This is a genomic window from Salmonella sp. WC3, assembly GCF_042932255.1.
Taxonomy (GTDB): Bacteria; Pseudomonadota; Gammaproteobacteria; order Enterobacterales; family Enterobacteriaceae; genus Salmonella; species Salmonella enterica.
The window spans coordinates 3220555-3233915 of the sequence record NZ_CP170629.1; the positions used below are offsets into that span (position 1 = coordinate 3220555).

Sequence of the window (13361 nt, forward strand, 5' to 3'; positions counted from 1 at the left end):
TCGAACTCCTGAATTTAACGAGATAGTTAGCCGACGCTGGCGATTTCTTCTTCAGTCAACGGGCGGTACTCGCCGGGAGCCAGATTCTCATCCAGCGTAATGGCGCCAATCCGTTCGCGGTGCAGTTCCACAACGCGATTGCCTACTGCGGCAAACATCCGCTTCACCTGATGATAACGGCCTTCGCTGATGGTCAGACGGACCTGCACAGGCGTTATCACCTCCAGCGTAGCGGGTTTAGTGAGATCTTTTTCATTATGCAACTGCACGCCTTTCGCAAATTGCGCTATCGTATCGTCGGCCACCGGCGACTCCAGGGTCACCAGATAGGTTTTTTCACAGTGATGGCGCGGCGACGTAATGCGGTGCGACCACTGACCGTCATCTGTCATTAACACCAGACCGGTAGTATCGATATCCAGACGTCCTGCGGCATGCAGCTTATACGCCACCGGCTCATCCAGGAAATACAGTACCGTTGGATGATCGGGATCATCGGTTGAACAAACGTATCCCTGCGGCTTGTTAAGCATAAAATAGCGTGGCCCGTGTTGCTGCGCTAAGGGATTGCCGTCATACGCAACCGCATGTTCCGGGAGCAGTTTGAAGGCCGCATTTTTAATGATGTCGCCATCGACGGTAACGCGGTTACCACGAATTTCACGCCCGGCAATAGCGCGGCTGACGCCAAGCTGCTGAGCGATAAATTTATCAAGTCGCATGTGTGTGATTTAGCCTGTAATAATACGGAAATCGGGCATTCTACCCGAAAAAAGGGAATTGCTATCCGCTCAGTATAGCGGGCTAACTATATCCCTCAAGGGAAATGATTCATGGCATACTATTCCCGGAACCGTTTAACGTAGTGAGACCATGATTTTTACACTCCGCCCCTACCAGCAAGAAGCCGTAGACGCCACGCTCAGCCACTTTCGCCGCCACCGTACGCCCGCCGTGATTGTTCTGCCGACCGGCGCAGGTAAAAGCCTGGTGATCGCCGAACTGGCGCGCGTCGCCCGCGGACGGGTACTGGTGCTGGCGCATGTGAAAGAGCTGGTCGCGCAGAACCACGCCAAATATTGCGCGCTGGGGCTGGAAGCGGATATTTTCGCCGCCGGACTCAAACGTAAAGAGAGTCAGGGCAAAGTCGTGTTCGGCAGCGTACAGTCGGTGGCGCGTAATCTTGACGCCTTCCAGGAGGAGTTTTCGCTGTTGATTGTCGATGAATGCCACCGCATCGGTGACGATGAAGACAGTCAGTATCAGCAAATCCTCACTCACTTGAGTAAAGTTAATCCTCACTTACGTCTGCTTGGACTCACCGCCACGCCTTTTCGCCTCGGAAAAGGCTGGATTTATCAATTTCATTATCACGGTATGGTGCGCGGCAACGACAACGCTCTGTTTCGCGACTGTATTTATGAACTGCCGCTGCGCTATATGATTAAACACGGCTATCTGACGCCGCCTGAGCGGCTTGATATGCCAGTGGTCCAATACGATTTCAGCCGCCTGCAGGCCCAAAGCAATGGGCTGTTCAGCGAAGCCGACCTGAACCGCGAGCTGAAAAAGCAGCAGCGGATTACGCCGCACATCATCAGCCAGATTATGGAATTTGCGCAAACGCGCAAAGGCGTGATGATTTTCGCCGCCACGGTCGAACATGCGAAAGAGATTGTCGGTCTGCTTCCGGCGGACGACGCGGCGCTGATTACCGGCGATACGCCAGGGCCCGAGCGCGACGCGCTGATTGATAATTTCAAGGCGCAGCGTTTTCGCTATCTGGTTAACGTCTCGGTGCTGACCACCGGCTTTGACGCCCCACACGTTGATCTCATCGCGATTCTACGTCCCACGGAGTCAGTTAGTCTTTACCAACAAATTGTCGGGCGTGGTCTGCGCCTTGCGCCGGGAAAGACCGATTGCCTGATTCTTGATTACGCAGGCAACCCGCACGACCTGTATGCCCCGGAGGTCGGTAGCCCGAAGGGAAAAAGCGATAACGTCCCTGTCCAGGTATTTTGCCCGGCCTGCGGCTTTGCCAACACCTTCTGGGGGAAAACCACTGCCGACGGCACGCTGATTGAACACTTTGGCCGTCGCTGCCAGGGCTGGTTTGAGGATGACGACGGCCATCGCGAGCAGTGCGATTTTCGCTTTCGCTTCAAAAACTGCCCGCAGTGTAATGCCGAAAACGATATTGCCGCCCGACGCTGCCGGGAATGTGACGCCATTCTGGTCGACCCGGACGATATGTTAAAAGCGGCGCTCAGGCTCAAGGATGCGTTAGTCCTGCGCTGTAGCGGAATGACGATGCAGCATGGGCAGGATGAGAAAGGCGAATGGCTGAAAATCACTTACTATGACGAGGACGGCGCGGATGTCAGTGAGCGCTTCCGCTTGCACACGCCCGCCCAGCGTACCGCTTTCGAACAGCTATTTATTCGCCCGCATACCCGCACGCCCGGCGTTCCTTTACGCTGGATCACGGCGGCGGATATTGTCGCGCAGCAGGCGCTGTTGCGGCATCCCGATTTTGTGGTCGCGCGGATGAAAGGCCAGTACTGGCAGGTGCGTGAAAAAGTGTTCGACTATGAAGGCCGCTTCCGCCGGGCGCACGAATTACGTGGTTAATTGTACTTTTCATTGATGTAACGGCGATTTGAGTATAGAATCCCGCCCGCCTTTGCATACGCAAAGCAGATCACTTACCTGTTGCTGGGTCGCCTGTAGCAGGAATTATTAAAGAGAGATTTAAATGTTTACTATCAACGCAGAAGTACGTAAAGAGCAGGGTAAGGGTGCGAGCCGCCGCCTGCGCGCCGCTAACAAGTTCCCGGCAATCATCTACGGCGGTTCTGAAGCCCCGATTGCTATCGAACTGGACCACGACCAGGTGATGAACATGCAAGCTAAAGCTGAATTCTACAGCGAAGTTCTGACCCTCGTTGTTGACGGTAAAGAAGTAAAAGTTAAAGCTCAGGCTGTACAGCGTCACGCTTACAAACCGAAGCTGACTCACATCGACTTCGTTCGCGCGTAATCGCCTGGAAGTTGAATAAATATCCTCCGGCATAGCCGGAGGTTTTTCAGATGCGCCTGTAAGGCTCTCTTACCAGCCGCGCCCTAACAGGCGCATACGATCTGACATTTGCATCAAACTTCGTTACTTACGGCCCGTAAACGGGCTGCCCGGATAAGGGATCGATAATTGCTCACCCATTTTATCCTCTTCAAGCTGGTGCTTTATGTATTCCCGTATCTTCGCCGTGTTCTTACCCACCGTATCGACATAGTACCCTCTGCACCAGAACTCCCTGTTCCTGTATTTGAATTTTAGATCCCCAAACTGCTCGTAAAGCATCAGACTACTTTTACCCTTCAGATATCCCATGAAGCTCGACACACTCATCTTCGGCGGGATCTCCAGAAGCATGTGAATATGATCTGCACAACATTCCGCTTCCAGGATTCGTACGTTTTTCCATTCACACAATTTTCTTAATATGCTGCCTACTGCCCTACGCTTCTCTCCATAGAACGCTTGTCTTCGGTATTTGGGCGCGAAAACTATGTGATATTTACAGTTCCATCGGGTGTGCGCTAAGCTCTTTTCGTCCCCCATTGGGACCCCCTTTTGATTTCTTGTTGAACTTTTGCAGTTGCCAGACCGCAAGATGTTTTAACAAATCAAAAGGGGTTTTAATAACTGGCTTAAAGCTGAAAGCTTTCCGGAACCCCCAGCCTAGCTGGGGTTTTCCATAGACAAGAAAAACCCCGCTCCGGCGGGGTTTTTTTATGCGTTTAATTGAATTTGACGACATGCAGAGCAACGAGAACCCACTTTGCTTTTCTGCTTTCTTACACCTCGCCACATTCAATTAGCGCCTCCCCTAATCGAGGATCTGTAGTTTCCGACGCGGTATTCATACCTTTAAGCCGATTGAATAATGCCCGTTGACGAACGCTGGCACTTTCCGGTTTCCATGGCAAAATTCGTATTGGTATCGTTTGTCCGTCATTCAACGCATCAAATACCTTTTCATTGGTCAGTAAGTCGCCGCAGCTCCATGTCTTGCTATCAAACTGAAAATCAAATAAGACATGGAGTTCCAGTTCATCTACACGCACTTGACGCTTTGCATTATCGATGCGTATTTCCACCTTCTCTTTATGCGTCAAAGTTGCATCAAGATTGAGTCCATACCGTTTCAACTGCCCCTTGTCGTAATAGTAACGTATGCTGGACCAGGTTGATTTAAAAGCAAATCCAGTAATGAATAAACCACTTAACAAGAACAGCGGGCATATGAACAAGCTCAGTAACCAGTTGGTGCCATAAGTATAAAACAGTACCAACGAGAGAACGGTGAACACCATGCCGAGCATCAACATCATCAAAAATGCGACAATGTGCGCATACAAAACCTGCCGAAATAAACTGAAATTAACAGGCGGCCTCTGACGTATTCCTTTACTCACTACGGCGTCCTTTTATGTCGTATGCCTTTATTTCCCGCCCGACGTGCGTCGCTGCAACTGATCGCGCAAATTCGGCGGCGTCCCTTTGATAGTCAGGGTATCGGTCGCCGGGTCCCAGAAAATCCGCTCGCCCAGTAGCATCGCATCAAAGTTAATCGTTAACCCGCCGCCGCTGCCGGCATATTTGGTTAACTGGCGTAGCGTACTGCGATCTGCCGGGAAGCTCTCTTCCAGCTCATAGCCTTTTTCGGCGGTAAATTCGCTGAAGCTGACTTCACTGACGCCGGAAAGCTCTTTAGACAGCGATTCCAGTTCAATCTCTTCCCCGGCTTGTAATTGCTCATTGCAGTAGCTGTACACCTGCTGGCGCACGTTCTGACGTTCTGCTTTATCCAACTGCGCTTCTGCGGTGAAATCATCCACTGCCTGCAACAGGCCGCGATTCTGCGCTTTGGCGTTCAACCCTTCGCTGGCGCCGAGGAAATCCATAAAGAAGTCAGCAACCTTGCGCCCTACCCGACCTTTCAGGAACGTCAGATAGCGGGTCGATTGCGGATTAGTTTCCCACTCGGTAAGATCGATACGCGCCACGATATCCGCATGATTGATATCAAGATAATGCGTCGGGTTAATGTCCAGATTTTCATTGACCCGCATACTGCTCAGGTTGTTCAGTACCGTAACCAGCAGATACTCCACCGCCAGGTAACGATAATGGCAGAACAATACAATGCCGCCGTCCGCAAAGGGATATTTCGCCAGTTCGTCACGCAGGCGTCCGGTCGCCGCCCGGCTAAAGGCAAGAAAATCTTCTTCCCCCTGACGTTGCAACCGCAGCGCTTGCGCCAGTTCACTCTCTTCATTAAACAGGCCATACGCCTTATTCTTGGCGCTATAGACCCGATGCAGTTCAGCCACCATCTCGACAACGGTGGTTGTCGGCTCCAGCAATGAATCGCGCAAGACCAGCTCAAGATTTTGCTCATCGCGCTTGATAAGCTGGTGCAGGGCAATCTGGTTGATATCCAGACTCATGATAAACTCTCCTTTAAGACCGGGCGGTATTCAACCACCGCCTGCCGGAAGACGCAAGCAATCGCCCTGTCATTTCAGGCGTTATCCGTAACGCGAATGATTTAGGGGATAAAAATGCAGAAAAAAAACTGTTGCTACGGTAATATGTTGCCCTTTCATGAACAAACAGATTTTGATTTATGCCACAACTCTCCCGCTATAGTGATGAACATGTTGAACAACTGCTGAGCGAACTGCTCAGTGTACTGGAAAAACATAAGGCGCCGACCGATCTTTCCCTGATGGTGCTGGGAAATATGGTCACCAACCTTATCAACACCAGCGTTGCGCCGGCTCAACGCCAGGCGATTGCGAACTCTTTTGCCCGCGCCTTGCAGTCTTCGATTAGCGAAGACAACGCGCACTAAAAAGCCGACTCCGGAGAAACAAGCGACAGGTATGGTAACTCATCGTCAGCGCTACCGTGAAAAAGTCTCCCAGATGGTTAGCTGGGGGCACTGGTTCGCTCTGTTCAATATACTGTTGGCTACGTTGCTCGGCAGCCGTTACCTGTTTGTCGCCGACTGGCCGACAACGCTTGCGGGTCGCATATACTCCTACCTGAGCATTGTCGGGCACTTTAGCTTTCTGGTGTTCGCCACCTATTTGCTTATTCTTTTTCCGCTCACGTTTATCGTGATGTCCCAGCGGCTGATGCGGTTTTTATCAGCCATTCTGGCGACCGCAGGTATGACGTTGTTGCTTATCGACAGCGAAGTCTTTACCCGTTTTCACCTGCATCTTAACCCCATTGTCTGGGAGCTGGTCATCAACCCTGACCAGAACGAAATGGCGCGCGACTGGCAGCTTATGTTTATTAGCGTGCCGGTTATCTTATTGATTGAGATGCTATTCGCGACATGGAGTTGGCAAAAGCTGCGCAGTCTCACGCGCCGCCGCCATTTCGCAAGGCCGCTTGCGGCATTCTTTTTCGTCTCCTTTATCGCATCGCATCTTATCTACATCTGGGCAGACGCTAATTTTTACCGGCCGATTACCATGCAGCGGGCAAACCTGCCGCTCTCTTATCCGATGACGGCGCGACGTTTTCTTGAAAAACATGGTCTGCTGGATGCGCAGGAATATCAGCGCCGTCTGGTAGAGCAAGGCAATCCGGAAGCGGTCTCCGTTCAGTACCCGCTCAGCAATTTGCACTATCGCGATATGGGCACCGGTCAGAATGTGCTGCTCATTACCGTAGACGGCCTGAACTATTCTCGCTTTGAGAAGCAGATGCCGGAGCTGGCTACATTTGCCGAGCAAAACATCGACTTCACCCGTCATATGAGTTCAGGGAATACCACTGATAACGGTATTTTCGGCCTGTTCTATGGCATATCGCCAGGCTATATGGATGGCGTGTTATCCACCAGAACCCCTGCGGCGCTCATTACCGCGTTGAATCAGCAAGGCTATCAACTGGGACTGTTTTCTTCGGATGGCTTCGCCAGCCCGCTTTACCGTCAGGCATTACTGTCCGATTTCTCGATGCCGGCAGCGCAAACGCAGTCTGATGCGCAAACGGCCAGCCAGTGGATAGACTGGCTTGGGCGCTACGCACAGGAAGATAACCGCTGGTTCTCATGGATATCGTTTAACGGTACTAATATTGATGACAGTAACCAGAAAAATTTTGTTAAGCGTTACGCCAGTGCCACCAGCGACGTGGATGCGCAAATCAATCGGGTTCTGAACGCGCTGCGAGAGGCCGGTAAATTCGACAATACTGTCGTGATCATTACCGCAGGACGCGGCATACCGTTGACGCCGGAAGAAAATCGCTTCGACTGGTCGCAAGGTCATCTGCAAGTACCGCTGGTGATCCACTGGCCGGGGACGCCTGCGCAGCGTATTAATGTGCTTACCGATCATACCGATGTGATGACCACGTTGATGCAACGCCTGTTACATGTCAGCACGCCAGCGAACGAATATTCACAGGGCCAGGACATCTTTACCGTTCCACGTCGCCATAACTGGGTAACGGCGGCAGACGGCAGTACGCTGGCAATCACGACGCCGCAAATGACCCTGGTGCTCAATAATAACGGTCATTATCAGACCTATGACTTACACGGCGAGAAGATCAAAGATCAGAAGCCGCAGCTCAGTCTGCTGCTGCAAGTGCTAACAGAAGAGAAACGTTTTATCGCTAACTGATTAATTATAAATCAGTTAGCACCGTTTCCCCTTGCATTCGCGTTGGAAAGAGGTAGTATTAGCACCCACAAGTCGGCACGTAGCGCAGCCTGGTAGCGCACCGTCATGGGGTGTCGGGGGTCGGAGGTTCAAATCCTCTCGTGCCGACCAAAATTCCCCTTAAAAGCCAGCCTGCCAGGGCTGGTTTTTTTATATATCCAATTTGCAAATGGTGAAATGATGGTGAAATAGCTATCGAAGGTCACTGCAAATTGACTTCAAGCTCCCTCCAACGCGAAAAGTTGAACAGATGACTTAAATACATTGATTAGTCATCCTTAACCAGTAGAATCCGCCACGACTGGTAACTATTCAATACACGCACTATCGAACGATCGCCAGTTTGCCGCAGCCCGTTCTTGCATACAATGTGGCTGCGGCACACCATCACATCAGAAATTTGAAAATCAGGGTAAACCTGTCACTTAACCTGAAGCAGGTCTTCATAGCGGGTGGTATATCGGGATGACAGTATGTTTCTCTTCATAGCCCACTGTTGCTGGATACCCTCCCCGGCAAAGTACAGCTTTCCCCAGCCCTTCTTTGCATTCAGGTGATCCAGTACTTCCATCGGCTTCTCGCTACCGGCGCGCGGCGCGTTATCATCGAAAAAGTTGCGCCGCGCCCTGACTGAAGAAGTCTCCCCTATTTCACCTGTACATCATCCGTACTGTCTGATGTTGTTCGTCCGGGAATATCTTTGTCGCACCGCACCTCATTCACCTGGTGCATCAGTTACGACGCCACTGAACGTTCAGATAGCTCCCCAGCATCTCCTCCACAAGAGGTCGCAGGCCATCCAAAAATGTCTTTTTCGCGCTCTCCATCGCTCTTGCTCCGATAGTGCGCTCTGCATCGGTATTACCGACCAGCCCAGACGGTCTCAGCTCTGTGTCAGACAGCATCCGGTACGTTTCCTCATAATCCGATATTTGCTTTTCACGAAGCGCGTTAACGCGTTCCGGCGCTTTGCGCTCCAGCACTCTGTGTAACGGCCCCCACTGCAGTATCCACTCCCTGAACTCGCTTTTTTCAGCGGCTTTCACCTGAAGCTCCGCGTCCTGAAGGTCTGTAACCGTCACGCCGGATACGTCAAAGAAACGCATTTCTGACGTCACGCTGGTCAGCCCGAGTGATTTCTTCAGCTTATTCTGATACGCCAGCCAGACCTCAATTTCATCAACGAGAGCCAGCGTTCTGACCTTTTCCCGGGCAATCTGTTCCAGTTTTCCCAGACGGAACATCTCACGCCCCGTGGCAACCAGCGCCGCGAGATCGTTATCGTATTGCCCTTTTTCTGCATTATATACCAGCTGTACGTTCTTCATCTGGTGCAAAAAAATGTGACCCGGTCCTCGCAGCTTGAGGTTGCCTCTGTTGCCATAGCAAAGGTGTTTGCTCTCAACGCCTCATCTTCAGCCAGTTGTGCCAGCCAGGACGATATCTGTGCCTTAAACCCCGCGTCCTTTATGAAGTTTTCCGTCTCACTCAGTCTGTCCAGGAAGAGGCTGAAGGCGTCGGCGTTATCTTCCTGTCCGAACATATGCCATCTGTCTGCAGGAGCCGGTTCCCCCTTCCGGGCAGGCACCAGCCAGTCAGCGGCCGCCAGGTGCAGTGCCCGAGTTTCCCGGGGGGCGGAGGCTCCCGCCATATCGAATCGTATTATGGGGCCTGAATAGCCAGGCGCGCTGGTGATCTCCCGCAGCGCCTGCAAAGTACGTTCAGACAGTGGGTTCCCTTCCAGATTTACGGTTGTCTCTGAAGACAGATGAATGAGACTTTCCGGCAGGCGGGTCAGCTGGTTACGATAGACCGACAGCGACAGTAGTCCTGACGGCAGCATCGGCAGGCTGGTCAGCCGGTTACCAGATACCATCAGCTCCTTCAGTTCTGACGGCAGCACCGGCAGACTGGTCAGCCGGTTACCAGATACAATCAGCTCCTTCAGTCCTGACGGCAACGCCGGCAGGCTGGTCAGCCGATTATTATAGGCCCACAGCTTATATAATTCTGACGGCAGCGTCGGCAGGCTGGCCAGTTGGTTATCAGATACCGACAGCTCCTGTAGCCCTGACGGCAACGTCGGCAGGCTGGTCAGCTGGTTATTATAGGCCCACAGCTTACATAATTCTGACGGCAGCGCCGGCAGGCTGGCCAGTTGGTTATCAGATACCGACAGCTCCTGTAGCCCTGGCGGCAACACCGGCAGGCTGGTCAGTTGATTACCAAAGATCCACAGCTTACATAGTCCTGACGGCAGCGCCGGCAGGTGGGTCAGCGGGTTACTAAAGATCGACAGTTCCAGTAGTCCTGGCGGCAGCACCGGCAGGCTAGTCAGCTGGTTACCAGAGACCTCCAGCGTCCGCAGTTCTGGCGGCAGCGCCGGCAGGCTGGTCAGATTATTATCAGGAATAACCAGTGTGGTAATATGCGCGGGTAAACAGTCTGGCAAGGTGGTAAGACCTGATTCTCCCACGTTAAGCACTGCATTGCCATTATTCAGGCAGGCACGCATTTTCTGTACCACTGCTGCACGGCCGCGTGACTCTTCTGCGGGTGCAGCCCTTCTCCACGCTGACCAGACAGCATCATACTCTGCTGGCGTCTGTGGAGCCGTTGTTGCAGGGAGGAAGGATGTCCTGAATGTCCCGGATGCCCCTTCCGCGTGTCCTGTGCCCTCCTCACCCTGTGCTGTGTCCAAGGTGAGGCGATGTGTTTCACTGTACCCCTGGCAATTTACGGTATAGTTCCCGGCATCATCAAGGGTGACTGACAATATCTCCTGACTGTCTTCATCCAGAATACAGAAGTAATTTTCCCCGTGCTGGCCGGAATGAATGCTTTCCTCCCATCCGGCATACGCGAGCGTCCTGAGCAGTTCAAATCTGTTGATCACATCCTCCCGCGTCGTTCCGGCCGGCGGGTGACAAATCGCCCAGATGCACTCCAGCGCTTCAGTCTGGTGCGTTGAGCAAAAAAATTCCTTCATTTTTTCCCAGGAACTCATTTCAGGGGGGGTATCAGACCAGGCAATACGATAAATGCGACGGTTACTGATGGTGGCGGGAAGACATCCGCTTCCAATATGAAAGGGCATAACAAAAAACCTTTATAAATTTACATATAGTATCTGTCCGGCAGACATCATCTCTTCCTGGTCTTAATTTCACAATAAGGTTATCGGCGGATTCATGGTCGTCCTGCCATGGCGGGCTTCAGAAGGTGCAGAAGAAAAATCCGTTATGATGACCGGATGGCGGGACTGTCATTTTACAGCTAAAGTGTCGATTTTTCAGGGTCGCTTTCCACGATGACCAGATCATCCGGTATCAACGCCCGGGCGTTCAATTTTGGCAGGCAGAAGTCACCCGGCAGAAATTACTTAACGATTCAGATAATGCCATTAAGGACTGGCGCATAGAATTAACGCTGGGGATTATCAGTAATGAAAATAAAGCGGCTTTAATTCTGTGGATGAATGATATCAATGTTCTTAAATCGCTGGACTTAACAGGTGTTTCAGATGAGGCCACCTTCACAGCAATCAGGTGGCCTCCATTACCACAGTAACGACTACTGGCTGGTCTTTCCGGCCAGTCAGGTTTTGATGTGTCCACCCGATTAACCAGAACGCTGTATTCCTCCCATACCTCCAGTCGCTTCTGCTCCTCATCAGTCGCGATACCCAGCTTTACTGCACGCGCCAGTGGCGTAATAACGGCTTCGGCTTCTTCGAGCAGTTTTTCCTTTTTCGATTCTGCCTGCCTGCGCAGCTCTTCCGGCGAATAAACCCTTTGAACGACTTTACCGTCTTTAAACTGCCAGCAGCATGAATATCAGCGCGACGGTTTTCATCCGTATCAGGCAACTCTGCAACGCTCTGGCCAGCAGGCCACAGCCCGGAAACATCACGCGTAATACACGTAATAACATCGTTATCGTCGTAGGTAATTTTCAGCGTGTCTGCTGAAAATAATTGCTGGCACCCATACCAGTCCTGACCATCCTCTGATTTAAGATACGCCGCATCGGCGAATAATATGTCATCTGGTTCCGGTGCATACGGAATGAAATTTTTAATATTTAAAAACTGTTTGTTCTTTTTATTTTTTTTCCGCTGTCATAATTACTCCTTCTTATACACTTGGGGCTGTCACCCACGTATCACCAACCAGATACTGAATGGGACGTTGTCACCCGAATAGTCATCGCGCCACGCACTCCCATTACCTCAATCACTGCGCCAGCGAGACAGATATTACCGCAGCCAGTATCCGTGATGATTTTGTTATAAGCGTAAGACCAGGAGCCACGACACATCCAGTAAGGGTGATTGAATGCGCCCTGAGACTCCAGCCAGACGATAAACTCCGCCGTCGTCCACGGATTATCATCACAGCCGATAGTAACTGCGCCATCAAACGCTCGCGCGGCACCGATACGACGCACAAACAAATCCTTGTCCGGAATATCGCCGCCATTCTGTGATTTTTATAATGCATCGGCGGCACGACTTATGGTTTCTCGCAAACCAACGTATTCGATAAGACCGTCAACGCTTTTTCCTGACAGCGCCGTCAGGGTTTCGTCCAGCGGCTGCTTGCCCGCCAGTTTATTCAGTACCGTGGTGGCAAAGTTCGGATCATTTCCCAACGCGTCAGCCAGTTCCTGCAGGGTGTCCAGTGGCTCCAGTACGGAACCAACCAGCGCGGCAATCAGTTTGCGGACAAACTCCGCGTTTGTTGTCTGAAGCCCTTTAGCATCGCCTGGCGGCGTCGGTGTGGTCGGCGTTCCAGTGAATGCCGGGCTGTCCAGCGGCGCTTTGGTCCGTACCTCACCCATAACGGTTTTTACCGCCTTTGGTGTGGCCGCCAGCGCTTCGCTGTCACTGTCCGTGGCACTGCTTAATTTAACGATACCTTTTTTCGTCAGGCTTGCATCTTCCAGGGAAATCACGTCTGCGATATCCTCGGCCCGTTTCGCGGCCTCTTCGGCTCTGGTTGCCGATTCTCCGGCTGCAGCTCTGCTTTGCGCTGCCAGTGATGCGCTGGTATCAGATGCGGCGGCGTGGGTGGATGCCTACGATGCTGATGACGAGGCGGCTGCCGCCGTTCTGGCTGTGTCAGCCGACGCCGCGCTGGCTGATGCCTCCCCGGCTTTTGTGGTCGCCGTACCTGCGCTGCTCTCCGCAGATGCTGCGGATGAAGCTGCCGACCAAAATTCCCCTTGAAAACCAGCCTGTCAGGGCTGGTTTTTTTATGCCTACAATTAAAAAGTTAGCTGATGCCAGAGACGTTATTTTGCATGAACTGATTTTGCATGAACTGATTGGACATCTTTCCTGTGCAGTGGTCACAGTAAAGTCAATGCAGGCAACTAACGTAAACCATGTTTGTACTAAAACAGAAAAAGCGCATCTACACCCTATACTGGAAAAAATGTTTGCAGTGGCAGGTAAATGAGTAAGCAATCTGTCGCAGCAATAATAAAACGTTCTGGTAAGGTAAACGGCCTACCACGCCTTTGTCGCTAACAATTAGCCTCCCTGTCGCCATAGGGTCGATAACGATCGGCTATTCACAACACGTTTTGTAGACAACGTACGG

Annotated in this window: 11 protein-coding genes, 1 tRNA gene and 5 pseudogenes; 8 read left to right on the forward strand and 9 right to left on the reverse strand. The window is 51.9% G+C overall.

The features are described from left to right. Window positions 1–26 precede the first annotated feature (26 nt). A complete protein-coding gene (rsuA, locus tag ACFK9X_RS15850; RefSeq protein ID WP_103085191.1) occupies window positions 27–722 on the reverse strand; it encodes a 16S rRNA pseudouridine(516) synthase RsuA in 696 nt (231 codons plus the stop codon). Window positions 723–873: 151 nt separating this feature from the next. Here rsuA and ACFK9X_RS15855 point away from each other — a divergent pair, with 151 nt between their 5' ends. Together ACFK9X_RS15855 and rplY are read left to right on the forward strand one after the other, a co-directional pair. After that, window positions 874–2634 carry a DEAD/DEAH box helicase gene (locus tag ACFK9X_RS15855; protein ID WP_000578121.1) on the forward strand — a complete coding sequence of 587 codons (1761 nt, stop codon included), beginning with the start codon at window positions 874–876 and terminating at the stop codon, window positions 2632–2634. 124 nt (window positions 2635–2758) lie between these two features. After that, complete coding sequence (gene rplY / locus ACFK9X_RS15860) at window positions 2759–3043, forward strand: 50S ribosomal protein L25 (RefSeq protein WP_000494192.1); 285 nt, start codon at window positions 2759–2761, stop codon at window positions 3041–3043. Between the two features lie 123 nt (window positions 3044–3166). Here rplY and tnpA read toward each other — a convergent pair whose 3' ends face one another. From tnpA to yejK, 3 genes are all read right to left on the reverse strand, one after another. Beyond that, on the reverse strand, window positions 3167–3625 hold the full coding sequence (gene tnpA / locus ACFK9X_RS15865) for an IS200/IS605-like element IS200F family transposase (protein WP_000502121.1): 459 nt from the start codon (window positions 3623–3625) through the stop codon (window positions 3167–3169). Window positions 3626–3861: 236 nt separating this feature from the next. Beyond that, complete coding sequence (locus ACFK9X_RS15870) at window positions 3862–4482, reverse strand: hypothetical protein (RefSeq protein ID WP_000033442.1); 621 nt, start codon at window positions 4480–4482, stop codon at window positions 3862–3864. 27 nt (window positions 4483–4509) lie between these two features. Next, window positions 4510–5517: a nucleoid-associated protein YejK gene (gene yejK / locus ACFK9X_RS15875; protein WP_000050806.1), complete on the reverse strand. Its 1008-nt coding sequence runs from the start codon at window positions 5515–5517 to the stop codon at window positions 4510–4512. A gap of 179 nt (window positions 5518–5696) precedes the next feature. On the opposite strand from yejK, the gene ACFK9X_RS15880 reads away from it, so the two are divergent. The 3 genes from ACFK9X_RS15880 (at window position 5697) to ACFK9X_RS15890 (ending at window position 7866) form a co-directional block, all read left to right on the forward strand. After that, window positions 5697–5924, forward strand: a complete 228-nt coding sequence (locus ACFK9X_RS15880; RefSeq protein ID WP_001135904.1) for a YejL family protein — start codon at window positions 5697–5699, stop codon at window positions 5922–5924. Window positions 5925–5955: 31 nt separating this feature from the next. After that, window positions 5956–7716, forward strand: a complete 1761-nt coding sequence (gene yejM / locus ACFK9X_RS15885) for an LPS biosynthesis-modulating metalloenzyme YejM (protein ID WP_151117001.1) — start codon at window positions 5956–5958, stop codon at window positions 7714–7716. 73 nt (window positions 7717–7789) lie between these two features. After that, window positions 7790–7866: transfer RNA gene (locus tag ACFK9X_RS15890), tRNA-Pro, on the forward strand. Window positions 7867–8176: 310 nt separating this feature from the next. On the opposite strand, the pseudogene ACFK9X_RS15895 reads toward ACFK9X_RS15890, so the two are convergent. Both ACFK9X_RS15895 and sspH2 read right to left on the reverse strand, forming a co-directional pair. Then, a pseudogene (locus ACFK9X_RS15895) lies at window positions 8177–8399 on the reverse strand (DUF4113 domain-containing protein); the annotation flags it as partial. A gap of 87 nt (window positions 8400–8486) precedes the next feature. After that, window positions 8487–10852: pseudogene (gene sspH2, locus ACFK9X_RS15900) on the reverse strand (SPI-2 type III secretion system effector E3 ubiquitin transferase SspH2). A gap of 257 nt (window positions 10853–11109) precedes the next feature. Between sspH2 and ACFK9X_RS15905 the strand changes: the two are divergent. Further along, a pseudogene (locus ACFK9X_RS15905) lies at window positions 11110–11325 on the forward strand (tail fiber assembly protein); the annotation flags it as partial. 68 nt (window positions 11326–11393) lie between these two features. On the opposite strand, the pseudogene ACFK9X_RS15910 reads toward ACFK9X_RS15905, so the two are convergent. The 3 genes and pseudogenes from ACFK9X_RS15910 to ACFK9X_RS15920 form a co-directional block, all read right to left on the reverse strand. Then, window positions 11394–11528: pseudogene (locus ACFK9X_RS15910) on the reverse strand (tail fiber assembly protein); the annotation flags it as partial. Window positions 11529–11919: 391 nt separating this feature from the next. Beyond that, entirely contained in the window at window positions 11920–12204 is a 285-nt protein-coding gene (locus ACFK9X_RS15915) for a hypothetical protein (RefSeq protein WP_001252690.1), read from the reverse strand. Next, window positions 12187–12867: pseudogene (locus ACFK9X_RS15920) on the reverse strand (phage tail protein); the annotation flags it as partial. The gene ACFK9X_RS15915 and the pseudogene ACFK9X_RS15920, both read right to left, overlap by 18 nt. Between ACFK9X_RS15920 and ACFK9X_RS15925 the strand changes: the two are divergent. Together ACFK9X_RS15925 and ACFK9X_RS15930 are read left to right on the forward strand one after the other, a co-directional pair. Then, a complete protein-coding gene (locus ACFK9X_RS15925; RefSeq protein WP_001749124.1) occupies window positions 12827–12985 on the forward strand; it encodes a hypothetical protein in 159 nt (52 codons plus the stop codon). The pseudogene ACFK9X_RS15920 and the gene ACFK9X_RS15925 sit on opposite strands and share 41 nt — an antisense overlap. A gap of 28 nt (window positions 12986–13013) precedes the next feature. Then, window positions 13014–13217 carry a virulence protein MsgA gene (locus tag ACFK9X_RS15930; RefSeq protein WP_001653202.1) on the forward strand — a complete coding sequence of 68 codons (204 nt, stop codon included), beginning with the start codon at window positions 13014–13016 and terminating at the stop codon, window positions 13215–13217. Window positions 13218–13361: the final 144 nt, after the last annotated feature.

Coding starts and splice junctions, on each gene's coding strand:
- yejK (WP_000050806.1), bottom strand. CDS start 5,517: ATGAGTCTGGATATCAACCAGATTGCCCTGCACCAGCTTATCAAGCGC.
- ACFK9X_RS15930 (WP_001653202.1), top strand. CDS start 13,014: ATGCCTACAATTAAAAAGTTAGCTGATGCCAGAGACGTTATTTTGCAT.
- yejM (WP_151117001.1), top strand. CDS start 5,956: ATGGTAACTCATCGTCAGCGCTACCGTGAAAAAGTCTCCCAGATGGTT.
- ACFK9X_RS15880 (WP_001135904.1), top strand. CDS start 5,697: ATGCCACAACTCTCCCGCTATAGTGATGAACATGTTGAACAACTGCTG.
- rplY (WP_000494192.1), top strand. CDS start 2,759: ATGTTTACTATCAACGCAGAAGTACGTAAAGAGCAGGGTAAGGGTGCG.
- tnpA (WP_000502121.1), bottom strand. CDS start 3,625: ATGGGGGACGAAAAGAGCTTAGCGCACACCCGATGGAACTGTAAATAT.
- ACFK9X_RS15855 (WP_000578121.1), top strand. CDS start 874: ATGATTTTTACACTCCGCCCCTACCAGCAAGAAGCCGTAGACGCCACG.
- rsuA (WP_103085191.1), bottom strand. CDS start 722: ATGCGACTTGATAAATTTATCGCTCAGCAGCTTGGCGTCAGCCGCGCT.